Annotated in this window: 20 protein-coding genes; 13 read left to right on the forward strand and 7 right to left on the reverse strand. The window is 62.2% G+C overall.

From position 1 onward, the window contains the following. Positions 1-54: 54 nt before the first annotated feature. Positions 55-1,734, reverse strand: coding sequence for an acyl-CoA dehydrogenase family protein (locus tag K2Y42_RS11245; protein WP_291152350.1), 1,680 nt, complete (start codon positions 1,732-1,734; stop codon positions 55-57). A 362-nt stretch (positions 1,735-2,096) separates the two neighbouring features. Between K2Y42_RS11245 and K2Y42_RS11250 the strand changes: the two genes are divergently transcribed. Further along, complete coding sequence (locus K2Y42_RS11250; RefSeq protein ID WP_291152352.1) at positions 2,097-2,948, forward strand: YihY/virulence factor BrkB family protein; 852 nt, start codon at positions 2,097-2,099, stop codon at positions 2,946-2,948. 151 nt (positions 2,949-3,099) lie between these two features. Here K2Y42_RS11250 and speD read toward each other — a convergent pair whose 3' ends face one another. Both speD and K2Y42_RS11260 read right to left on the reverse strand, forming a co-directional pair. Further along, positions 3,100-3,645, reverse strand: a complete 546-nt coding sequence (gene speD, locus K2Y42_RS11255) for an adenosylmethionine decarboxylase (RefSeq protein ID WP_291154025.1) — start codon at positions 3,643-3,645, stop codon at positions 3,100-3,102. 300 nt (positions 3,646-3,945) lie between these two features. Further along, entirely contained in the window at positions 3,946-6,441 is a 2,496-nt protein-coding gene (locus K2Y42_RS11260; RefSeq protein ID WP_291152354.1) for an AsmA family protein, read from the reverse strand. A 342-nt stretch (positions 6,442-6,783) separates the two neighbouring features. On the opposite strand from K2Y42_RS11260, the gene K2Y42_RS11265 reads away from it, so the two are divergent. From K2Y42_RS11265 to K2Y42_RS11280, 4 genes are all read left to right on the forward strand, one after another. After that, positions 6,784-7,527 (forward strand): thermonuclease family protein, encoded by a 744-nt coding sequence (locus tag K2Y42_RS11265; RefSeq protein ID WP_291152356.1) that lies wholly within the window; start codon positions 6,784-6,786, stop codon positions 7,525-7,527. A 226-nt stretch (positions 7,528-7,753) separates the two neighbouring features. Further along, positions 7,754-8,575, forward strand: coding sequence for a quinoprotein dehydrogenase-associated SoxYZ-like carrier (locus K2Y42_RS11270; protein ID WP_291152358.1), 822 nt, complete (start codon positions 7,754-7,756; stop codon positions 8,573-8,575). Between the two features lie 197 nt (positions 8,576-8,772). Then, positions 8,773-8,946, forward strand: a complete 174-nt coding sequence (locus K2Y42_RS11275; RefSeq protein ID WP_039712930.1) for a DUF1328 domain-containing protein — start codon at positions 8,773-8,775, stop codon at positions 8,944-8,946. 158 nt (positions 8,947-9,104) lie between these two features. Next, positions 9,105-9,302, forward strand: a complete 198-nt coding sequence (locus K2Y42_RS11280; protein ID WP_291152362.1) for a CsbD family protein — start codon at positions 9,105-9,107, stop codon at positions 9,300-9,302. 128 nt (positions 9,303-9,430) lie between these two features. Here K2Y42_RS11280 and K2Y42_RS11285 read toward each other — a convergent pair whose 3' ends face one another. Continuing rightward, positions 9,431-9,841: a hypothetical protein gene (locus tag K2Y42_RS11285; protein ID WP_291152364.1), complete on the reverse strand. Its 411-nt coding sequence runs from the start codon at positions 9,839-9,841 to the stop codon at positions 9,431-9,433. A 130-nt stretch (positions 9,842-9,971) separates the two neighbouring features. On the opposite strand from K2Y42_RS11285, the gene K2Y42_RS11290 reads away from it, so the two are divergent. The 4 genes from K2Y42_RS11290 (at position 9,972) to K2Y42_RS11305 (ending at position 12,632) form a co-directional block, all read left to right on the forward strand. After that, positions 9,972-10,502, forward strand: a complete 531-nt coding sequence (locus K2Y42_RS11290) for an adenine phosphoribosyltransferase (RefSeq protein ID WP_291152365.1) — start codon at positions 9,972-9,974, stop codon at positions 10,500-10,502. After that, on the forward strand, positions 10,502-10,729 hold the full coding sequence (locus K2Y42_RS11295; protein ID WP_291154026.1) for a hypothetical protein: 228 nt from the start codon (positions 10,502-10,504) through the stop codon (positions 10,727-10,729). The genes K2Y42_RS11290 and K2Y42_RS11295 overlap by 1 nt, the downstream gene beginning before the upstream one ends. Positions 10,730-10,830: 101 nt before the next feature. Further along, positions 10,831-11,934, forward strand: coding sequence for an S-methyl-5-thioribose-1-phosphate isomerase (gene mtnA / locus K2Y42_RS11300; protein ID WP_291152368.1), 1,104 nt, complete (start codon positions 10,831-10,833; stop codon positions 11,932-11,934). Next, complete coding sequence (locus tag K2Y42_RS11305; protein ID WP_291152370.1) at positions 11,931-12,632, forward strand: class II aldolase/adducin family protein; 702 nt, start codon at positions 11,931-11,933, stop codon at positions 12,630-12,632. The genes mtnA and K2Y42_RS11305 overlap by 4 nt, the downstream gene beginning before the upstream one ends. A gap of 36 nt (positions 12,633-12,668) precedes the next feature. On the opposite strand, the gene K2Y42_RS11310 is transcribed toward K2Y42_RS11305, so the two are convergent. Further along, positions 12,669-13,070: a thioredoxin family protein gene (locus K2Y42_RS11310; protein ID WP_291152372.1), complete on the reverse strand. Its 402-nt coding sequence runs from the start codon at positions 13,068-13,070 to the stop codon at positions 12,669-12,671. A 315-nt stretch (positions 13,071-13,385) separates the two neighbouring features. Here K2Y42_RS11310 and K2Y42_RS11315 point away from each other — a divergent pair, with 315 nt between their 5' ends. Further along, positions 13,386-13,688 carry a hypothetical protein gene (locus K2Y42_RS11315; protein WP_291152374.1) on the forward strand — a complete coding sequence of 101 codons (303 nt, stop codon included), beginning with the start codon at positions 13,386-13,388 and terminating at the stop codon, positions 13,686-13,688. 81 nt (positions 13,689-13,769) lie between these two features. Here K2Y42_RS11315 and K2Y42_RS11320 read toward each other — a convergent pair whose 3' ends face one another. Beyond that, positions 13,770-14,243 carry a VOC family protein gene (locus tag K2Y42_RS11320; RefSeq protein ID WP_291154028.1) on the reverse strand — a complete coding sequence of 158 codons (474 nt, stop codon included), beginning with the start codon at positions 14,241-14,243 and terminating at the stop codon, positions 13,770-13,772. Positions 14,244-14,554: 311 nt separating this feature from the next. Here K2Y42_RS11320 and K2Y42_RS11325 point away from each other — a divergent pair, with 311 nt between their 5' ends. Next, positions 14,555-15,700 (forward strand): hypothetical protein, encoded by a 1,146-nt coding sequence (locus K2Y42_RS11325; protein WP_291152376.1) that lies wholly within the window; start codon positions 14,555-14,557, stop codon positions 15,698-15,700. Here the strand turns inward: K2Y42_RS11325 and K2Y42_RS11330 are convergent. Further along, positions 15,682-15,963 (reverse strand): hypothetical protein, encoded by a 282-nt coding sequence (locus K2Y42_RS11330; RefSeq protein ID WP_291152378.1) that lies wholly within the window; start codon positions 15,961-15,963, stop codon positions 15,682-15,684. The two genes, K2Y42_RS11325 and K2Y42_RS11330, sit on opposite strands and share 19 nt — an antisense overlap. Positions 15,964-15,980: 17 nt before the next feature. Here K2Y42_RS11330 and K2Y42_RS11335 point away from each other — a divergent pair, with 17 nt between their 5' ends. Beyond that, positions 15,981-18,617, forward strand: coding sequence for a hypothetical protein (locus K2Y42_RS11335; protein WP_291152381.1), 2,637 nt, complete (start codon positions 15,981-15,983; stop codon positions 18,615-18,617). Positions 18,618-18,653: 36 nt separating this feature from the next. Beyond that, on the forward strand, positions 18,654-20,693 hold the full coding sequence (locus K2Y42_RS11340; RefSeq protein ID WP_291152383.1) for a hypothetical protein: 2,040 nt from the start codon (positions 18,654-18,656) through the stop codon (positions 20,691-20,693). Positions 20,694-21,073: the final 380 nt, after the last annotated feature.

Genomic DNA, 21,073 nt, shown 5'->3' on the forward strand with positions numbered 1-21,073 from the left:
TAAGGGGCCAGACCCGGTGGCCTGACCCCTCTTGTGCAAAGACGAAAGGACGGATCAGGCCTTCTCTTCCAGCAGGCGCCGCGCGATCACCTGCGCCTGGATTTCGGCTGCGCCCTCGAAGATGTTGAGGATGCGCGCGTCGCACAGCACGCGGCTCACCGGATATTCGAGCGCGAAACCGTTGCCGCCGTGGATCTGCAGCGCGTTGTCCGCGTTCGCCCAGGCGACGCGTGCGCCGAGCAGCTTGGCCATGCCAGCTTCGAGATCGCAGCGATGCCCTTCGTCCTTCTCGCGTGCCGCGAAGTAAGAGAGCTGGCGGGCGATCATGGTCTCGACCGCCATCATCACCACCTTGTTGGCGACGCGCGGGAACGAGTAGATCGGCTTGCCGAACTGTACGCGGTCGAGTGCGTACTTGAGCGCGAGGTCCATGGCGCACTGAGCGACACCAACAGCGCGCGCCGCGGTCTGGATGCGCGCGCCCTCGAACGTGTTCATGAGCTGCTTGAAGCCCTGGCCCTCGGCGCCGCCGAGCAGGTTTGCAGCCGGCACCTCGAAGCCGTCGAAGGAGATGTCGTACTCCTTCATGCCGCGATAGCCGAGCACGTGGATTTCGCCGCCGGTCATGCCGTCGGCCGGGAACGGGTTCTCGTCCGAGCCGCGCGGCTTCTCGGCAATGAACATCGAGAGGCCCTTGTAGCCCTTCTCGTCCGGGTTCGTGCGTGCCAGCACCGTCATGATGTCGGCGCGGACGGGATGCGTGATCCACGTCTTCTGGCCCGTGATCTTGTAGGTGTCGCCGCTCTTCACCGCGCGCGTCTTGAGCGAGGCGAGGTCCGAGCCCGTGTTCGGTTCCGTGAACACCGCCGTCGGCAGGATCTCGCCGGTGGCGATCTTCGGCAGATACTTTTCTTTCTGCTCGGCCGTGCCGTTGTGCAGGATCAGTTCGCCCGCGATCTCGGCGCGCGTGCCGAGCGAGCCGACGCCGATATAGCCGCGCGACAGCTCTTCCGACACGACGCACATGGCGAGCTTGCCGAGACCGAGCCCGCCGTATTCCTCCGGCAGCGTGAGGCCGAACACGCCGAGCTCGGCGACCTTCTCGACGATCTCGAGCGGGATGTAGGCATTCTGCAGATGCCACTCGTGGGCATGCGGCACCACCTCGGCTTCGGAGAAGGTGCGCATCTGCTCGTGAATGGCGGCCATCGTCTCGTCGAGGCCGGAGTTGCCGAATGTCGTGGCGCCCTGCTGATGCTTGATGAACTCGGCGAGCTTCGCCTTCACGCTTTCCGCGCTGCCGGCTTCGACCACGTCGGCGATGGCGTCCTCGTACTTGCGGACGTCCGCGCGCGGCACGCCGAGCGCATCCGGACGGATGATTTCGAGCTGGCTCATGGGAATGCCGCCGGCGATCTGCGCGCCGTACTCGGCGAAGGCGGCGAGCAGGATGAGCTGTTCCGGCTCCCCGAAGGCGCCCTCGTCTTTGAGGCGGGCGGCCCAGAGGTTCATCTGGCGCAGCGCCTCCACCGTGGTCGCGAGCCAGGCGAGGCCGTGCGCCGTGTGCTGCGCTTCATCGACGCCGCCGACTGCCTTGATCCGCGCGCGCGCGCCCGTCTTGGCGAGGCCGAGGATACGATCTGCGGCTTCGACCACCTCGGCCGTACGTGCGATGAGGCGTTCGGGCCCTGCCGCCAGAAGGTCGCTCTCCGACTTCAGCTCAACAGCCGCCATGGATCAGTCTCCTCAGATGATTTTGCTCTTGGGTGCGGGTACGACCCCGAGGCCATTTCGGACCGGCAGGCTCGGCGGGGGCGTCAATTCCGGCTGTCATGTGCAAATTTCCGAGCCCAGCCGTCAAGACATCTCGCGACGGCGCGACAGCGTTGCACGCTGCCAGAAGCGCCGGGACACGTGCCGGAACGCCGCATGCGGAGGCCTGGAGCGTTAACGGTGCCCATGTGTTCGGCAAACCGGCGTTCGGCAAAACTGGGCATTTGATGGAGATGCGTGTCCGGCAGGACATGGACCTCAATGCGCGCTATGGACTACGGTCACCCCCCGACGAGCCTAATCCACGATCAGATCGCCCACGAATGAAGCGCTACAAACAGTTCCTGGCCGCCCTCTACCGCCTCTACGAGCACTCGGGCTTCGCGATGGCGGGTGCGGTTGCGTTCTCTTTCGTGGTCTCACTCTTCCCGTTCTGCATTTTCCTCGGTGGACTTGCGGGTCTGTTCGGCGGCCGGGAGCTGGCGGCGGAGGCCGTTTCGCAGCTCTTCCGGAACCTGCCGCCCGATGTCGCCAAGGCGCTGGCCCCGCAGGTTGACGCCATCATGGGCCAGACCCGCATCGATCTTTTGACCTTCGGTGGCTTCCTGGCTCTCTTCTTTGCCACCAGCGCGGTCGAGACGCTGCGCGCGGCCTTGAACGGCGCCTACCGCGTCTCGGAGACACGGCCTTATCCCGTGTGCCTCGCGCTCAGCATGTTGCTGGTCTTGATCAGCGGCGCCTCGATGCTGGTGCTGACCTGGGCGGTCGTCGTCGGCCCCGCGCTCGCCGCGCAGTTCGAGCCCTCGTGGGTGGAGCCATCGCTGATCAGGTCATTCCTCGATTCGACGTGGCTCGCCCCGGCGGTGCGCTACACGCTCGGCGCGGCCGTCATCGGCACCCAGCTCCTCGCCTTCCACCTGTGGCTCGCGGCCGGAGAGCGCCGCCTGGCGGACGTATGGCCAGGTGTTGCGTTCTCGGTCGTGCTCTGGCTCGCGATCGCAGGCTTCTATTCGTACTATCTTTCGATCAGCAACTATGCGCGGTTCTACGCCGGCCTGTCGCAGCTCATGATCGCGATGATCTTCTTCCAGGTGACGGCGGTCATCATCCTGCTTGGCGCAGAGGTGAACCGCGGCATCATGGAAATCAAGAAGCTCACCAACGGCAAACACTGATCAAGCCAGCGCGCGAACGCGCGAAGTCAACGCCGTGCGCGAACGCGCGAAAACAACCGAAATGCAGACACGCGAAAACGCGGGTCCGGTGGTCCGGACCCGCGTCTCTGTCTCTGTCTGACAGGTTGTCGGGCTTGAAGCGTTGCCGCCGTCAGGCGGCCTTCGCCTTCCGTGCAGCGCGGGGCTTAGCGACGGAAGCGCCCTTCGGCGCCTTGCCTGCCTTCGCGCCGGCTTTGCAGGTTGCCGCCTTGCCTGGAGCCTCGCCACGGGTATGCGTCTTGACGATCACCCGGGCAGCTCCAAACGCCTCCGTGAGCACGGAGACGGCGCGCTGCGGATCGGCGTCGCCGCTCATGAACACGTCAAGCGCGGCATAGCCCTGGTCCGGCCAACTGTGGATCGAGATATGGCTCTCCGCAAGCACGGCGACGCCAGTGACGCCGCCCGTGCGCTCAAGCGCATGGACATGGAGGTGCAGCAGCGTTGCGCCGGCTGCGTCCACGCATTTTCTGAGAGTCCGTTCCACATGCCCGGTGTCGTCAAGATTGTGGGCACCGTAGAGATCGACAAGGAGATGGCGGCCAGAATGACGGCCGCTAATGCGGTCGTTGGCAGCGTCCTCAAGTGCCGCGTGCGCACCCTGCGCAGACGCGGAAAGATCTTCCTTTTGGGCGGGGCTTGAACGAGTCAAGTCCATCCCCAATTGGAAGAGGGTGTCATTAAAGGCCATATGACCCTCCCCAACCAGCAGACAGATTTAACCCGAACGCTCCTTACCTGGGGGTGTGGGGATGGAAGTCCTTGACCTTAAGGGCAGGTGGACGAACGGAGACGAGTGATATGATGCAAGTGACCCCCCATCGCAAGTAGAAATTTGCCCCTGCGGGATCAAAATTCCGCGCGCGGTCGTCGCACCCTTCTTAACGAATCCTCGCGCCGTTTCTGACGGCAAAATCGGAAGGCGCTGCGTGAGCTACGAAAACAAATCACGCGGTCGTCACTGAGGGTTCAAAAACTGCTCGAGCAGCTTCTTGCCCTGCGCCTTCTTGGCTTTGCGCTCTTCCTTCGTTCCGCCGATCAGGCCGTCGACGATCTCGTTCGCGTTCTTGCCGTTGAGGTTGCCGCCGATCTGCTTGATCGTCTCCATCGCCTTGTTGGGATCGCTAAGAACGCCTGAGAGGTCCGGCGTGAACTTGGGATTGTCCCATGCGCCGTGCACGCGGACCGGGATTTCGAGCCCCGACAGCGCTTCGGCGCCACCGCCCTGGCCCTGCAGGCTCGCGACCAGCTTGGGGCGCAGCATGTAGTCCACCTCGCGCGGCGGCAGCGAAACGCGCCCCGCCCCGCCGACCCGCAAGAGCGGGCTCACGAGCTTGAGATCCTTGTTCTCCGCGACGCCGGACGTGAGCGTCCATGTCGACGTCATCTCGCTGAAGTCGGTCTTGTCGGTGGGCGAGCCGGAGAGGCCGCCGAACTTGCCTTGGCTGACGCCGCGCAGCATCTCCGCGACGTTGATGCCCACGATCGCGCCATCGTGGAACGCCACGTCGATCTTGCCGTTGAGCGTGCCGACGATCTCCCGCTCGGTCGCGCCCTGGCCCGCCACGGCGAACGAAAGCCGCCCTTTGCCGGTCAGGCGGTCGAACTCGGCCGTGTCCTTGAGCAGCGGCAGCGCTTCGATGCCGTCGAGCGAAACGTTGGCCGTCATGTGGGCCGCCGTGCCACGCGTTCCGTCGAGCGTGATCGTGCCGCGGCCCGTGCCCTGGTAGAGACGCACATCGTTGAGCGTCGTCGTCATCACCCGGTTCTTCAGCGCCACCGTGACGTCGGACTGGTCGAGCCGCACTGTGCTGACGGTGAGCTTGCCGATCGAAAGACGCGCGTTGGCATCCAGGCTGCCGAGCGCGGCGAGCCGCAGCGGTTCGTCACCCCAGCCATCCCGCTTCGTGAAGCCTTTGACGCGCGGCCCCGGCGCGGCCGGCATTTCGCTGTCCTGCAGAAGATCGTCGATCGAGGTCGCTTTGGTCTTGGCCGGAGCGGGACCAGCGGCCTGACCGCCACCCACGTCGGCGGCCGGCGCGCGCGGCGGCGGCGAGTCGCTCGCCCCGTTGGACGAATAGAGATTGAGGTCGAGTTCCGTCAGCTTGAGCGTGGCCGTCACGTTCGGACGCGCCCCGCGCGTATCGAGCTTGATGTCGCCCCGCGCCGTGGTCCGGTCGAGTTCGATTTCGGCTGTCGAGAAAGAGAGCTGACCGGGCGTTCCGCGCAGCAGGCCCTTGGCCTTGAGCGCGCCGAAACCCTGCGACGGCGGCAGATCGCCGCCGAACCATGCCGCCAGCGCCCGCGCCGACGCCGACTTGGCCGACAGGATGCCTTCGGCGCTGAGATCGCCCTTGAGCTTCGTCGAGCCTTCGAACGTCGCGTCGAGCGCGTCCGCGCCGAGCACCATCTTGAGCTTGGCGGGCCGGTCGTCGGCGATGTCGGCGGGCGAAGTCAGCGCGCCGTCGAAGCGCACCGTCTTGCCCTTCCAGTCGAGGTGACCGGCGGCCGTCAGCGGCTCCGACATGGCGGCAAGCGCCATCTTGATATTGATGGCTGAAAACTCGGAGGCGCCGCCGGTGCGCTGGTCGCGCCAGTGGAGCGTGCCGTTGTCGATCCGGACGTCCTCGAGCTTGAGGTCGGAAACGCGCAGCATCGAACGCTCGCGCGCCCGCTCGGCGGGAAGTGTGCTCTGCGGCACATCCGAGATCTGAGTGTCGGGCCGCGCGAGCCCGCCCGCTTGCGCCAACCGCACGCGCGCGCCTCGAGTGTCCGCCTCGGCGAAATCCCAGGAGCGGTTTCCGTTGGCGTCGACCTCGAGCGTGAACACGGGCTCGCGCAGCACCAGCGAGCTGACGCGCACGTCCCGCTGCAACAGCGGCCAAAGCGCGACGCTGACGTCGAGCGCCTTCATCGTGACGAGCGGCGCCTGCCCCGCAAAGCCGGGTCCGGCCGAGAGCGAAACGTCGGCGAGCGAGATGCCGAGCGTCGGATAGATCGAGAACGAGGCCGGCCCGGCGATCACGAGGTCGCGTCCGGTCTTTTCCTTCACGGCGAGCACGACCCGGTCGCGCACGAAGTTGGCCGGCAGCGCCACTACGGCGAATGCAACCGCGCCCGCCGCCATCGCGATCAGGCCGAGCACGCTGTAGAAAATTGCAGACCCGAAGCCGGAGCGCTCGCGCGGCCGGGCCGCGCGGCTGTTTTGCGCGTAGTAGGGGTCGGGAGCGCCCGATCGTCCTCCGGTCTGGAGCGGTGCCATGCGCTGCTGAGGGTGCGCGGCGGGCGCATAAGGATCCTGCGGATAGCCCGTCCGTCCGCCGTCCCGCGGCGGATAGGTCTGATCGAAGTACGGATCGCCGCCACGCTGCTGGGGCGGCCGTGCCCGCTCGTCGGATGGACGATAGGGATCGAGCCGGGGCGGCCTTCCCTGCGGCGGCGGTTTGTTCGTCATTGGATCCCAACCTCGGGCGGGCTTTAGGGGCGCATGCGCAGTCCCCGAATCTGCCCGCCGGCTCAACCTTCCAGCACATACGAAGCAATTGTGTCAGCGCGCGGCCCGCCTCGTCTCCGCGGCAAGGCGATTTATCCACCGGCAACCCCGGGGCTCGGCGACCGGGCTCGCAACAGATATGCAACTCAAGCGCGTAGGCGCGGGGCGTAAGCGGGTCTGCAGCATAAAATCAATTCTACACACAACTTAAGCCATTTCTCAGACAGATTTTCCCCGCATTCGCGTCATCTCCGCACCTTCGTCCCGACAACCGAATCACCTAATTTGCAACCTATGAGTGTATTGCGCGGTTTTGTACGTCCCGCAGGCTCGGTGGCTTTGGCGCTGACCCTGGCGGCTTACCTTCAGGCTCCCTCCAACGTGGCGGCCCGTCCGGCCCCCCCAGAGTTTCTTGGAGCTAGCTCTCTTGGCGCGAGGGGCGCCCAAACCATCAGCGGCCGCGCGACGGTCGTCGATGGCGACACGCTGGAGATTTCCGGCGAGCGCATCCGCCTCGAAGGCATCGATGCCCCTGAAGCGAGCCAGACGTGCGGACGCCGATGGCTCGGCACGTGGAGCTGCGGTTCGGCCGCGACAGCCGCCTTGCAGAAGATCGTCGGCACGCGCCGTGTCGATTGCCAGTCCGCCGGTCGCGATAAATATGGCCGCATGCTCGGCTGGTGCGCGATCGACGGCCGTGACGTCAACGCCGAGATGGTGACGACCGGCAACGCCTGGGCGTTCGTCAAATATTCGCGCCGCTATGAGGCGATCGAGGCCGAGGCGCGCAAAGCCAAGGTCGGCATCTGGCAGGGCGACGCGCAACCCGCCTGGCTCTACCGCGAACAGCGCTGGCAGGTGGCTGAGACCGCCGCGCCGGAAGGGTGCGCGATCAAGGGCAACATCACTTCCAACGGCCGCATCTATCACACGCCCTGGAGCGCCTGGTACGGCAAGGTGAAGGTTGAGCCGGCCAAGGGGGAGCGTTGGTTCTGCTCCGAAAAGGAAGCGGCGGAGGCCGGTTTCCGGCCCGTCGCGGGCCACTGAAGGCGTCCTGCGCGGCGCCACTGAGATTGCCACTTGAGACTGGATCAGCCGGGAGGAGGCGTGCGCGTCTCCGGTTGACTTCCCGCGGGCCGAGGGAGAAAGTCCCCTCAGTATACGCACACAGAGTCGTGCCGGCGCCTCGCCGGCCGATTGTGTGTGCTGCGCCCGAAGCGCCGATCTGAGGCGGGCTCTCGGGATACGGGTTTCGAGCAGGGAAAAACACGCAATGGTCCGCTCTCCGCGCCGCTTGGCAACGCACCTCGCATTCGCCGCCATCGCCGCCACGGCACTCCTGACCGGCGCGGCGCAGGCGAGCGACACGTGGCCGGGCATCCATGCCGAGGCCTTCGGCGGACGCCCGATGAAGAGCGGCGCCGGTGTCATCGCGTTGAGCGCTCCCTATCGCCCCGACGACGTGCGCAGCGTGCCCTTCGAAGCCGACGTGACGCTCGGCAAAGGCCACACCATCAAGACCGTCTACTTCGTCGTCGACATGAACCCGTCGCCCGTGGCCGCCACGTTTCAGATGGGTGGCAAGCGCAGCCGCGCCCATCTCGGTATTAACTTCCGTCTCGACCAGCAGTCGGATGTGCGCGTCGTGGTCGAAGCCGACGACGGCACGCTCTACATGTCGGAGCAGCTCGTGAAGTTCGCCGGCGGCCAGGCCTCGTGCTCGGCGCCGCCCGTTGGAGACCCGGCTGAGATCGCAGCCAACATGGGCAAGATGGATTTCGCGGGCGTCGGCGCCAAGCCGAACGGCACCCACCAGACGGCGCGCGCGCGCGTGGCGCTCAACCATCCGAACCACACCGGCATGGTGCTCGATCCCATCTCGCTGCTCTACATTCCGCTGCTGATGGTCGACCACATCGAAGCCCGCCAGGGCGACGAGCTCGTCTTCGAGATGACAGGCTCGATCACGGTCGCGCAGAACCCGTCCGTCTCGTTCGACTACGTGACGAACGGTGCGTCCGAAATGACAATCACGGCCCGCGATACGAGCCAGGGCTCGTGGACGCGCTCCTTCCCGATCGGCCCGAGCGGCTGATCCTAAGCGCGCGCTGACTGCCGGATTGCCTGCCACGCCGGCTCGCTTGCGAAAGAGAGTAGCCGGTTAAAGCGCATCTCGCAGTGCGCTGCCTGTCCATGCGCCGCCCACTCCCGCGCGTGTGCAGCGTGGAACCAAACCCCGTTCACATCGTTGTTTGCCCATCGAGGACGCACGAACGATCTGGAGTTGGTTCAATGGGCAATTTGCTGCACTGGGCCGTGGTTTTCCTAGTCGTCGCGCTGATCGCGGCCTTTCTCGGCTTCGGTGGCGTTGCTGGTACGGCTATGGAGGGCGCGCGCCTTCTCTTCTGGGTAGCCATCGTGTTTTTGGTTATCTCACTCGTGCTCGGATTTATTCGCCGAGCGTAAATGGAACTGCGTTGCGAGCCCGAGCCATTGGCCGGGTCCGCAACCGCCCCAAGCTTCAGGATCATGACCGAGCACGACGCACGGGCGAGCGCCCGTACGGAGGCGGAGCATGGCCTGCTGCACCACCCTGCACGTCCTGAAACAAAGAGGAGTTTCGCATGAACTGGGATCGTATCGAAGGCAACTGGAAGCAGTTCTCCGGCAAGGTCAAGGAGAAGTGGGGCAAGCTCACCGATGACGACCTCGATGTCGTGAACGGCAAGCGTGAGCAGCTCGAAGGCAAGATCCAGGAGCGCTACGGCTACGGCAAAGACCAGGTGAAGAAGGAACTCGACGACTGGTCGAAGACGCTCTAAGCGCGCGACCGTCACGAAACAGCCCGCCGGTGAGCGATCACCGGCGGGCTTGTTTGTTTGTGCACGCGGATGGAGCGGCCGCCGAACCCGTCGGCGCGACGCGCTCTAATCAGGTCTCCTGGACCCGATCAACCCTGCGGAAACGTGATCAGGATCTTCATGCGCACGAGCTCCGGAAAATACGCCTCGAGCCCCTTGCCCATGAAAAAGAGAATGGCGCCGAGCAGAATGAGTGCGGGAATGGCGGCCAGAACGGCCTTCATGAAAAACATCGCCAGCCGCAGGAACGGCACGTCGAAACGATGCACGACAGCCGGGATCGGCTCGTCGCCGTACATCGGCGCCTGCGGCCGTCCGCGCGACAGATACGCCGGAGGGTCGCCCATCGAGGCCGCCATCGCGCGCCCGTCGCGCTCCTGCTGCTCCCGCTCCTTGATCTCGCGCGCCTGTCTTGCCCGCTGGTCCCGTTCGCGCCGCAACGTGCGCGGCAGATCATCGAATTCGCTATCGGCCGTAAGGGGAAAGTTTGCGTCCGCCATCTCTACACCTGAACTGAAAAAGCGAGGCTTCGAAGCCTCGTCCTGCGCGCGATCCACCCCGGTGCGTGCCGTCTATCTTGCTAGCGACGTTATTGTTAAGTTGCGCCGCGATTTTGACGGAGAGGTGGCCGTGGCGGTGCTGAAGGATCTGATACGTACGATTCCCGACTATCCCAAAAAGGGCATCCTGTTTCGAGATGTCACGACGCTGCTGGGCAATGCCGAGGGACTGAAGGAGGCCATCGCCCAGATGGCCGCACCCTACCTGGATCTCAAGGTGGACGCCGTCGCCGGCATCGAGGCGCGCGGTTTCATTCTGGGCGGCGCCATTGCCGACCGCCTGGGTTGCGGCTTCATCCCGATCCGCAAGAAGGGCAAATTGCCCTGGAAGACCATCGGCCAGGAATACACGCTCGAATACGGCGTCGATGTCATCGAGATCCACGAGGACGCCATCGCGCCGGGCCAGCGCGTGCTGATCGTCGACGACCTGATCGCGACGGGCGGCACGGCGGAGGCGGCGGTGAAGCTTCTGCGCCGCAGCCACGGCGAGATCGTCGGCGCCACGTTCATCATCGATCTTCCCGACCTCGGCGGCCTCAAGCTTCTGAAAAGTCACGGCATCGACTGTCACGCTTTGGTAGCGTTCGAGGGCCATTGATGGCGCTGACGGCGGGCGAGATCCGCTTGGTCCTGGAGCGCATCGCGAAGGCGCGGGCGGATGCCGGGACGGGCTTGTCCTGCCCGCACTGCAACCGCGAGGGTCTTGCCGTCACGGACAGGTCTGCGCGGCCCTATGCCGAGTGGTATCATCTCGCGTGCGCGGGGTGCGGCCTGGACGAGACCATCCATGTCCCGCTGGGGCCGCCCGTCATGGGAGACGACTGAGGGGAGAGGACTGATGGCTTGCCGCCGCGAACCGACCCCGTCGAGGCGATGCGGCAGCCGCGAACCCCGCTCACGCGAGGCCAGCTCTTGAAAGACATGCGATGAAAATCGACGGAACGGCGTATCGGACGATCTGGCTCGGAGACGACGGCGCGTCCGTCGTCATCATCGATCAGACGCGGCTGCCCCATCGCCTCGAAACCGTCACGCTGCGCACCGCCGACGATGCCGCGCGCGCCATTCTCACCATGCAGGTACGCGGCGCGCCGCTGATCGGCGCTACGGCGGCTTACGGATTGGCGCTGGCATTGCAGGCGGACGCGTCCGATGGCGCGCTCGCACACGCCATCGACCACCTCGCGCGCCAGCGGCCGACGGCCGTCAACCTGAAGTGGGCGCTGGAGGAGGTCCGCCGTCACGTGCAGCCCTTGCCGACCGCCGCGCGCGCGGCCGCAGCCTTCGCCAAGGCGCATGCGATTGCCGAGGATGATGTCGAGACGTGCCGCAACATCGGCGTTCATGGCGCAGCGCTCGTTCAAGCCATCGCCGAAAAGAAGCGTCCCGGCGAACCGGTCAACATCCTTACGCATTGCAACGCGGGCTGGCTCGCCTGCGTCGACTGGGGCACCGCAACGTCGCCGATCTACCACGCGCATGACGCGGGCGTGCCCGTGCATGTCTGGGTCGACGAAACGCGCCCCCGCAACCAGGGCGCCGCGCTGACGGCCTACGAGCTTGGACGCCACGGCGTGCCCCACACCTTGATCGTCGACAATGCCGGCGGGCATCTGATGCAGCACGGTGAGGTCGATCTGTGCATCGTCGGCACCGACCGCGTCGCCGCCAACGGAGACGTCGCCAACAAGATCGGCACCTACCTTAAGGCGCTCGCAGCCCACGACAACGGCGTGCCGTTCTATGTGGCGCTGCCGTTCTCCACCATCGATTGGACGCTCGACCACGGACGCGACATCCCCATCGAGGAGCGCGGTGCCGACGAGGTTCTCGTCATGCAGGGCCGCCTCGCGGACGGCTCCGTCGTGCCGGTCGAGATCGCAGCACCCGGCTCGCCTGCCGCCAATCCCGCCTTCGACGTCACGCCCGCCCGTCTCGTCACCGGCTTCATCACCGAGCGCGGCATCGCCGCCGCAAGCCGCGACGGCCTGTACAGCCTCTACCCCGAACGCCGCGAGACCGCAGCATGAGCAAGTCCGGAAAATCGAAACGCGAAAAGAATCCGGACGAGATCCGGCGTCCGGGCGAAACCCGCCTGCGTCGCGAGATCATCGATACGGCGCTGGCCATGAGCCGCAGCGGCTTGTCGCCGGGGCGCTCCGGCAACGTGTCGGCGCGCACCGAGGGCGGCATGCTGATCACCCCGACCGGCCTCGCCTATGAGGATATCGGGCCGAAGGATATCGTGTTCGTGGCGTCCGACGGCTCAGTTCCGGGACGCCAGAAGAAGCCGTCGAGCGAGTGGGCCTTTCACCTGTCGGCTTACGCGGCCCGCCCCGACATGGGCGCGGCCGTCCACACCCATTCCCTGCACGCGGTCGTGCTGTCGTGTGCCGGCAAGCCGATCCCGTCGTTCCACTACATGGTTGCCGTCGCGGGCGGAACCGACATTCCGGTCGTGCCCTACGCGACCTTCGGCAGCCCGGAGCTTGCGGCCAACGTCGCAGCAGGACTCGCACAGCGCCGCGCGTGCCTGATGGCGCACCATGGCGCAATCGCGCTCGGCGAAACGCTGTCACGCGCGTTGGAGCTGGCCCACGAGGTCGAGGTGCTGGCCGAGCAATACTACAAGGTGTTGACGCTCGGCGCGCCACGGCTGTTGGACGACGACGAGATGGCGGTCGTGCTCGAGCGGTTCAAATCCTACGGCCAGAACGCACAGTCTTAGGGGGGCGTCCAGTCGTAGATCACGCCAGGTCTGAGGCTACTCTGCGGGCAGCAGCGCGTTCAGCATGTGATGCATGTTCTCGCGGCCGAAGTAGCCGTTGATGCGTCCGATCTCGATCCGGTTGTGGACGAGCACGAGGGTCGGCACCATTGTCACCGGGCTGGAAAGCTCGAAGCTCCCGGCCTGGGCATCGTTGACATCGATGAAGCGCAGCGGCGCGGTCTTGCCGGCGCGCGAGGCGGCGTAGGTCGGCTCCACGTCGCGGCGGAACACGGGACAATAGTTGCAGCCCGGAGCTTCGAACGCGAGCAGCTCATAGCCAGTGTCGGGCGCGCTGTCGCGATCCGGCGCGGCGCGGCTTGCGGCGGGCGTTAGCACGGCGAGCAGTCCCAATACGAGACAACGGGACAGGCCGGAGAAGGGATGTGTGCGGGTCATGCCGCTTGGGCTGCATGTTCGATGCCATCGTCATGCGGGGTCGCGCGGCGCGCCGGACGCCAAATGTTTCACGGTAAACGTACGTGTGCGACCCCGTTGCCGCGCCAGACTTTTTTGCAAGGCAGCATGTGAATAACGCCCGCTGGAAAATCCCTAAGGGTTCGGCAAGGTGGAACTGCAGGCGCGGTTCGATGTTAGGGTTTACAACCGAGACTGACCTCTTTCCCACGATACGACACGCGACGGTGCACCCTGGTGAACATCTCAGATTTCACGACTCCGCTTTCTTATCTGATGTCCGGTTGGGCGTTCATATTGGCCCTCGCCGCAGTCTATGTGGCGCGGTCGCTCTGGATCGCTCGCCGCGAATGGTCCGAGTGCGCGACCGACACCAAGATGCTTTACCTGATGGTCGCGCCTCCGCTCACGCTCGCGGTCGACGTGCTGCAGGCTACAGACCGTCTCTTCTGGCGACGCGCCGTCCGCAAGGCGGGCTCGCGATCGCACGCGTCGTATCGCGGCCATCAGTGGGATGCGCAGCGTGCGCGCGGTCAGGCAGCGTCGTCGCGTGCCTCCGCGCACGTCTCGGCCAAGCACGCATTGCGCACAAACGGCTGAGCGCACACGCCGCCGCAGTCACCGAATCAACGCCTACGCATTGTGCCGCCGACTACGGTGCGGATGCGCGGTATCGAGGCGTCAGCCGCGCCGCGCGGCTTCGATAGCTGCGACATCGATCTTGCGCATGGTCATCATCGCCGCGAACGCGCGCTTGGCTTCCGCACCGCCCGCGGCCATGGCGTCGGTCAGCACGCGCGGCGTGATCTGCCAGTTGATGCCCCACTTGTCCTTGCACCAGCCGCAAGCGCTTTCCTGGCCGCCGTTGCCGACGATGGCGTTCCAGTAGCGGTCGGTCTCTTCCTGGTTGTCGGTTGCGATCTGGAACGAGAACGCTTCGCTGTGCTTGAACGCAGGCCCGCCGTTGAGGCCGATACAGGGGACGCCCGCGACTGTGAAGTCGACCGTCAGCACGTCGCCTTCCTTGCCCGAAGGGTAGTCGCCCGGCGCGCGGTGCACGGCCGTGACACGGCTGTCCGGGAACACCTCCGCGTAGAAGCGGGCCGCGGCTTCGGCGTCCTTGTCGTACCAGATGCAGATGGTGTTCTTCGCGATCATCTCCGGTCCTCTCGCTTTGGATCTTCGATCCCAGGTGTGGGTGCCTTGAAGACGATCCAACGTTCGCCGAACCGACACCGCTCCGCAAGCAAACGCGAAATTTCACGCGCTCGCTGAATCATATCGACAATTCGGGAGATCAGTCTCGGCCCGGCAGAGGTAGCTCCTCTTCGCGCCGTGGCCAGACCGCTAACTTACGGTTGCATACGCCGCATGGGGATGATTACACTTCTCCCGCAAGGCTTTCTGGGTACTGAAAAGCGCTACAGGCCAGTGTTTTCCGATCGGCAGGCGGCTTGGGGGGACCAATGCGCTATTCTGCAGTCGCGAAGCTTGTTCTAACGACATTCTTGGCAATTGCAGCTTGGGTGAACCAATCCCCCGGCAGGGAGGCGACTGGCATTAGCGCCCCGCCAGCGCGGACCGTTCGGGTGAAGTCTGAGGGCTATGTCGTAGCCCAACGATACCAACAGCAGTATCAATGGCAACAACAGCAGCAAAGGCAACAACAGCAGCAGCAGCTTCAACAGCAGCGCCTTCAACAACAGCAGCTCCAGCAGGAGCGGCTACGCCAGCAACAACTCCAACAGCAACGAATGCAGCAGCAGCAACAGGCGATGCGTCAGCGTCTGGAGCAGCAGCGCATCCAGATGCAGCGCCTGCAACAACAACGCATGCAGCAAATGCAGGCCCAACGTCAGCGTCTGCTGGATAGACAGGCCCAACAGCAAGGCCAGGCTCAGCATCGGCAGCAAGATCAACTTCGCCGTAAGCAGCAACAAGACGACACAAAGCGGACGAAGAATGCGGCCTCAAAAGGGACCGATCTTGCCGTGTTGACGGCCACAGTCGTTCCCGCTCGACTACAGGGACGCCTCACTTCACTCTCTGAGCGATTGCCCAATCTCAAGACTGACGCCCAACACCGCAAACATCTTCAACGCGCAGGTAAGCTTGGTACAGCGGCGCCTGGGTCCGGTGGAGGCGGTAACAACTCCGGAGGGAGCGGTGGCACCCCACCGGAAAAGCGGCTCAAGGACGAGTTCGGGAAGCACGCGGGCAAGAACGGTGGAGATAGCGCGAGGCCAACAATCAGGCTCAATGCCTCGACTCGCATCGCTATCGCACGCTTTGCAGTAACGGCCGAGAAAGGAGCGAGTACGAACTTCCGCTCGGCATCTCTATTGAAGGACCATTTCAAAAAGCATGGAGCGGAGTTTGACGCAAGAACGCCTGCTCACTACCGCCGCTTGGCAGATAAATTTCTTACCGGATCCATCGGGCCCGACACTGTAGAAAAAAAAAGAAGCAGTGACGGCGACACTGTCCGTTACAATAGCAAAACGAACGAATTTGGCGTAGTATCTCAAGATGGAATAATAAGGACATATTTTAAACTCGATAAAACAAAACACAAGCACAATACGAATATGGATTATTTTAATGCGCAATGAAAATCAATTTCTTTGTCCCGTTTGCGGTTATCCGCACCTTTTAGAGCCGCCTTACAATCGAAGCGGTGGTGCGTCGTACGAAATTTGTCCGAGCTGCGGCACTGAATTTGGTTTTGACGACATTGCGAAGTCTTTTGATGAACTAAGAGCAAATTGGGTGGCGGCAGGATGTCACTGGTGGTCATCGGCACAGAAGCCGCCATCTGACTGGAGCCCCGATCAACAACTAGCAAACCTGGATAAGAACGCGCAATAAAATCCACGGCTGAGGTGATCCAGAATGGTCAAGGTTGACAGGTTTTTTGCAAGCACCGTTCAGCCGTACGTCAGCCGGACTGCTTCGGCGCATGGTAGCTGGGTTCAAAGGCTCAGCCACTTCATGCTGCACATATTACTGTTAGCGATGATAGCTGCTACATCCGCTCAAGCTCAAACCGCCCGAGAGCTATTTCAACAACAACGCCAAATGCAAAGGCAGGAGAGGTTCAACCGACTTCAGGAGCAGCGAAGGCAAACGCTTCACGGGCATGAATTCGGTGCAGGCTCAGATGGCGTGCGTATGTCCCCGGCAAGCGGTACCCGTTGCCAGCCAGCCATCAAGATTCGCCTTCAGACCAATAAGCAAAGCTTCTTTGCCAACAATCAGCGAGAGCTTGTTGCGCTGTGGTCGCAGATTGTCGGTTACATCCAACAAGCCTGTCCTGAGGTGCAAGACATCGAGATCCAGGGTGTGGGTCAGACTATAACTGTCTACAGCGGTCGCGCTTCTGCCGCGCAGGGTTGGACCATATCGCATGACCGCACACCGCTTCAGATCGCGATCGAGGATCTTGAGAAGCAGCGCGCCACATTTGAAAACACTCAATCGCTCGATGCAGTACTCAAGAAGCATGAAAGAGCGTTTGGAGGCGGTGATACGCCGGATGCGCGAGCCTTGAAGGCTAAAATTGATGAGCGAAAATTTGCGCTCGCCGATGAGAAGCTGTCGAGTTTCGCGGCTGAAGTCGAGAAAGTGCCGGAGACGATAGAGGGATACAATTCCTTAGAGAGACTTGGCTCCAAGCTCTATCAATCTTTGTACTTCAGCGCTCGGGACAAGATTACAAAGCTCGAGGAGATCAGGGAGAGCCGTAGGCGCGCTATCGGCATCAAATTACTTGAGGATTTTCGGGGGACCCTCGCAACTGCTCCCAAAGGTTGGCGCGATGCGGCTGCCACCGTCGACTTGGCGAACAGGCTTCAGGGCACCTGGGGCTCCAAGATCGCGGAACTCGGCCCACTCGTTTCACAGACCATTGCCGACGTCAAAGCGCAGGTTCAAGCGGAATCGCCGACTTTCTTGCACACCATCCAAAACTACACAGTGGACTGGGATAGTCTCTCGAAGTTGCGCAATGATCTAACAAAGGTAAGGCAAGACGCAAAGACGGTAGATGCACTCTCCGCTTACGTTGCACCGCTCGAAGAGCGTCAAAAAATGATTCTCGCTGAACTCCAACAGATCCATCTCGCTGAAGTCGAGCAAGTTGGCAGCGAGATCGGTGATCTCGAAGCAATCATCGGCTATGCCGATACGCTAGCCGGTAAGTTTACCGCCGCGGGCGATACTCATGCGGCCGGGAACCTGAAGGAAGCAATTGCGCGCCGGGTGAATGAACTTGTTGGTGCGGGTTACGCTCAGTTCGAGGGCGAGATCGAGCAGCTCCCTGTTACGATGGAAAGCCGGGCGGAACTGCTGGAAGCCGCTAGTGACTACGAGGAGTTGGAGGTCGAGGTTCCGGCGTTTGGTCGATACCGGGAGCTGGCACAGTTGAAAGCCGAAGAAATAGGCGAAGGTTTTTGCCGGGATTCTGCCAAGCAGTTCGGCTCCGATGAGCATCTCAGGAAGACGATCCTCATCTCGGAAGAAGCAATCCCGATGGGGAGGTTCGTTTGCGATATCGCCGCTGTTGGGAACTCACTCGTCAAAGATGACTCGACGTGGACTTGGATCACCGGACTGATCAAAAGTGAAGTAGGCGTTACGTTTGAGCATAGAGATGGCGAGCGAACTTACGTCGCGTTGGCGCCATCGAGCGATTCAAAGCACCAGGGTGCCCTATTGGGCTCGTCTAGCCAGCCCGAAGGCTCAAGCTCTCGGTCGCTGACCGAGGCCGAATGGCTCGATTTCGCACGCGATATGGTTCGCCCTCCCTCCACTGGCTTGCCGGATGGGGAAGGCCGCACGGATTGCGATAACCACGCAGCCGACCGCCAAGATCCCAAGAAGCTCGGCGCAGGCACCGAGTTCGACTCCGAAAAGCTCGATTTTCGAATGCTCGAGCGGGGATTGGAGGCTTGCATCGCCGCCGTAGAGCAGCGACCGGATGATCCCCGCCAGAAATACCAACTCGGCCGACTTCTATGGACGGCTGGGGATCACGAGCAAGCTGCGCCATTCGTCTCGGGATCCGCGGACGCGGGCTATCCTGCCGCTCTCAATCTGAGGGCAACAATGCTTCTCACGAGCGGCACCGACAAAGATGCATTTATCGATGCCTACCTTTTATATATGCAGGCTGCCAACGAGGGATACCAACCGGCCGCAGTAGCGGCACGCGAGCTTAATCCAGATGGCATTGAAATTTACAAGGAACTGCCCCCCCCAACGGAAGCAGATGTCCTGAGCACGCTGCCGGGCGAGACTTGCACGGAAGTGTTCGGGGTTCGGAGCTGCGTTCGCTTCACAGGTGCGACAGTGAAGGATTGCATTCAAATGTCCGCAACCGACTTCTCGTGCACGTGGCGGCCACACGCTGACTGCGGGACATCAGCGAATGACTTTGCCAACGCCTTGTTCAAGATGGCCTGCTCTCAGACTGAAGATGCTTTCAGCACCTTCCGAAAGCTAGCTTCGGGCTGGCAGAAGCTTGACTGATAGTCATAGTCGCGGGGTACCGCGTAGGGGGAGCCCATGTGGTCGGAGCTCAAAGGTATTGTAAGACTGCTATCCGCCCTAATTGTATTCGTTGGGCTTTTGTCTGCACAGCAGGCCTACGGCGATCACTCTCCTGGTAGCTCCTGTAAGATTTGCGAACACATAGCCAACATTCGGGAAAACTGGGCGGAAAGCACTCCGGCGCAAACCTCCTCGGAGAGTGGACAGTCCCAGGATCTAGAAGCCTTGGGCATTCGCGCAACGGAAGTGCAGTTTCCGTCTAAGAATGGATACGCCCTGCGAATTGATAAGATCACCCCTGATGGGATTGTCGCTAAAGCCCGACCGAAAGGCGAGAACGACGCCTCGATCAAGGAAGGTGACTATATTTCGTTGTCCGAAGTTTACAAAAGCTACTCAGGGTTAGGCGCTGGAGAGTTCCTTCGAACGCATGGAAGCAGGCAGCAGATAGATGCTTTGCTTGTTCGTATCCGCGACAAGTCATACAAGCCCTCCAAAGGGTATCTCGGTCTCCAGGCTCAGATTTCGCGATTTGGCACGAGCAAGATGCCGTTCGAAATCGTGAGCGACACCGAGGTTGAGTTCTTTGAGAAGCCCTTCTTTATCGATTTGCCACACGCCCAAGGTGAAACTCGTCCCGAGGTGGCAGGCAGCAGCGTTCCGGATAATCCGGGTGTCACAGCCTCTCTGAAGGAGAGGCCGTTGGGTCTTGATAGCGCCAAAGGCTTTAAGCCAAAATTCGGCGAGGGTACGATCGATGACCGCTTCGATCCGGGACGCTCTGCTCTATCCCAATTTCTTGAGTACGCCGATTTGTTGGGTATTGAGAAGCGGCAGATTTCATCGGCCCTCTGGTACGGCAAACTCACGCCCCATCGCGAAGACCTTGAGCGCGTTAGGCGTGAAGCAATTGAACTTAAGGCTGCAGAGCTGGGGCTCCAAGCATGCACCGGTGGACCCTACTATCCATCCAAGTACTGCGAATCGACTTTTAACTGCGGAGTGCTGGAGAAAAACGGATACTCCAATTGCGGTAGCACTCAGTTCGAGTGGGATGGTTGGAAGGAAGAGTTCGGCATCGTTCCGCAGTGGGTTGCGTTCGGGGCTGGCCATCTTGGTGACTGCGATGGCACGGGCGACCCGAAGCCTGCGTATTGCAAAGACAGGAAGAAAACTCAGGACGTCGGACCGCCCATGTTTGGCACTGACTATTCGGACCCGCTGACCCTTGATGCAGAAGGCATGAAAGCAGTTGAACAAACTCAAGGATATTTTTCCGGCGCAGCCGCCTGGATTGCTTTGAGAGACAAACCGAACCCAGCCAGGGGCATTCACCACCCTACCGGCAGGACGCTTCTCTACGACCGTATACGGCAAAGTGTGTTCATGCCGTACTTAGCCAAACGGTTGGGAACAACGCTGTCACCTCAAGAGTCTTCCGAAAACCCAGAACAAATGGCTGTTCCAGACATTCCAGGCATTCCAACTGAGCATAGCCGCGTCATCGCGTCGATCTACTCTGGAAAACGTGTTCAGTTCTCAAATGAAAGCATGGTTTTTGTGGGTGGCCTTGCTGAGGAACTTCAAATTCGTTGCGGCCTGCCATCGAACTCCGCTGAGCAACAGGTAATCTCGGGGTTCATCAAGTCTGCCGCTGTTTTCGTAACAGGTCGGATGGAACCACCCGGCTCTGAGGTTGACTTTGGGGAGGCTGCGAAGTCGAGATTAACTGAGGTCTCTTCCATGGCCAAAGGAAAGGCTTTTGGTAGCTTGCTACCATGCGGATCACCGCACGTTCAGAAATTAGCATCGGGTTTGGCATCGACGTTGCGCGCCAACGAAAAAGGCCCCAGCGGAGGACCATCTACCTTTTTGGCGGGATGTTCCCAATCGATGCCAGCTGACAAATGCGAATGCTTTGCCAAGAATGCCCAGGCTGTCGTGCCAAACATCTATGAAAATATCTATGATCGTGAGGTCGTACGCAATGTCGTAACGAGCAATCCAATGGTTGGAATGCAGATCGTGATGGCGTGCGGAATTGTAAATTATTGACCTCAGGTTGGCCGCCGAGCTTAATCGGGGCCCAAACTTTGTAGTCATTCCTGGCATCTTGCCGGCATGATGCCCGAGAACCATCGGAAGCAAACCAGTCGCGTGATCCTGTCGATCCCGCTCACGCTCGATCTCAAGGCCGAACCCGGCGTGCGGGGCCGCGGCCGGTCAGCGACTATGCGCGGGACATGTTGTTTCCGGCGAATGAAGTCCCGTGCCCCGCGTAACAACCGAAAGGATCTGCAGGCTCTGGCCGTCTTTCTGGCCAGGCTTGGGGCCACGGAGGGCGTCCGGCGGCTTATAGGACCTGGCACGGCTTGCGCGGCTTGGCGTTTTTCCGATTACACCGGAGATGGAGGCGGCCATATGCAGGCTTGCAC

It is taken from the genome of Hyphomicrobium sp. (genome assembly GCF_019744875.1).
GTDB lineage: Bacteria > Pseudomonadota > Alphaproteobacteria > Rhizobiales > Hyphomicrobiaceae > Hyphomicrobium_C.

Bases quoted from the DNA above. Each gene is read 5' to 3' on its own strand.
- K2Y42_RS11245 (WP_291152350.1), bottom strand. From the start codon at position 1,734: ATGGCGGCTGTTGAGCTGAAGTCGGAGAGCGACCTTCTGGCGGCAGGG.
- K2Y42_RS11250 (WP_291152352.1), top strand. From the start codon at position 2,097: ATGAAGCGCTACAAACAGTTCCTGGCCGCCCTCTACCGCCTCTACGAG.
- speD (WP_291154025.1), bottom strand. From the start codon at position 3,645: ATGGACTTGACTCGTTCAAGCCCCGCCCAAAAGGAAGATCTTTCCGCG.
- K2Y42_RS11260 (WP_291152354.1), bottom strand. From the start codon at position 6,441: ATGACGAACAAACCGCCGCCGCAGGGAAGGCCGCCCCGGCTCGATCCC.
- K2Y42_RS11270 (WP_291152358.1), top strand. From the start codon at position 7,754: ATGGTCCGCTCTCCGCGCCGCTTGGCAACGCACCTCGCATTCGCCGCC.
- K2Y42_RS11275 (WP_039712930.1), top strand. From the start codon at position 8,773: ATGGGCAATTTGCTGCACTGGGCCGTGGTTTTCCTAGTCGTCGCGCTG.
- K2Y42_RS11280 (WP_291152362.1), top strand. From the start codon at position 9,105: ATGAACTGGGATCGTATCGAAGGCAACTGGAAGCAGTTCTCCGGCAAG.
- K2Y42_RS11285 (WP_291152364.1), bottom strand. From the start codon at position 9,841: ATGGCGGACGCAAACTTTCCCCTTACGGCCGATAGCGAATTCGATGAT.
- K2Y42_RS11295 (WP_291154026.1), top strand. From the start codon at position 10,502: ATGGCGCTGACGGCGGGCGAGATCCGCTTGGTCCTGGAGCGCATCGCG.
- mtnA (WP_291152368.1), top strand. From the start codon at position 10,831: ATGAAAATCGACGGAACGGCGTATCGGACGATCTGGCTCGGAGACGAC.
- K2Y42_RS11305 (WP_291152370.1), top strand. From the start codon at position 11,931: ATGAGCAAGTCCGGAAAATCGAAACGCGAAAAGAATCCGGACGAGATC.
- K2Y42_RS11310 (WP_291152372.1), bottom strand. From the start codon at position 13,070: ATGACCCGCACACATCCCTTCTCCGGCCTGTCCCGTTGTCTCGTATTG.
- K2Y42_RS11325 (WP_291152376.1), top strand. From the start codon at position 14,555: ATGCGCTATTCTGCAGTCGCGAAGCTTGTTCTAACGACATTCTTGGCA.
- K2Y42_RS11335 (WP_291152381.1), top strand. From the start codon at position 15,981: ATGGTCAAGGTTGACAGGTTTTTTGCAAGCACCGTTCAGCCGTACGTC.
- K2Y42_RS11340 (WP_291152383.1), top strand. From the start codon at position 18,654: ATGTGGTCGGAGCTCAAAGGTATTGTAAGACTGCTATCCGCCCTAATT.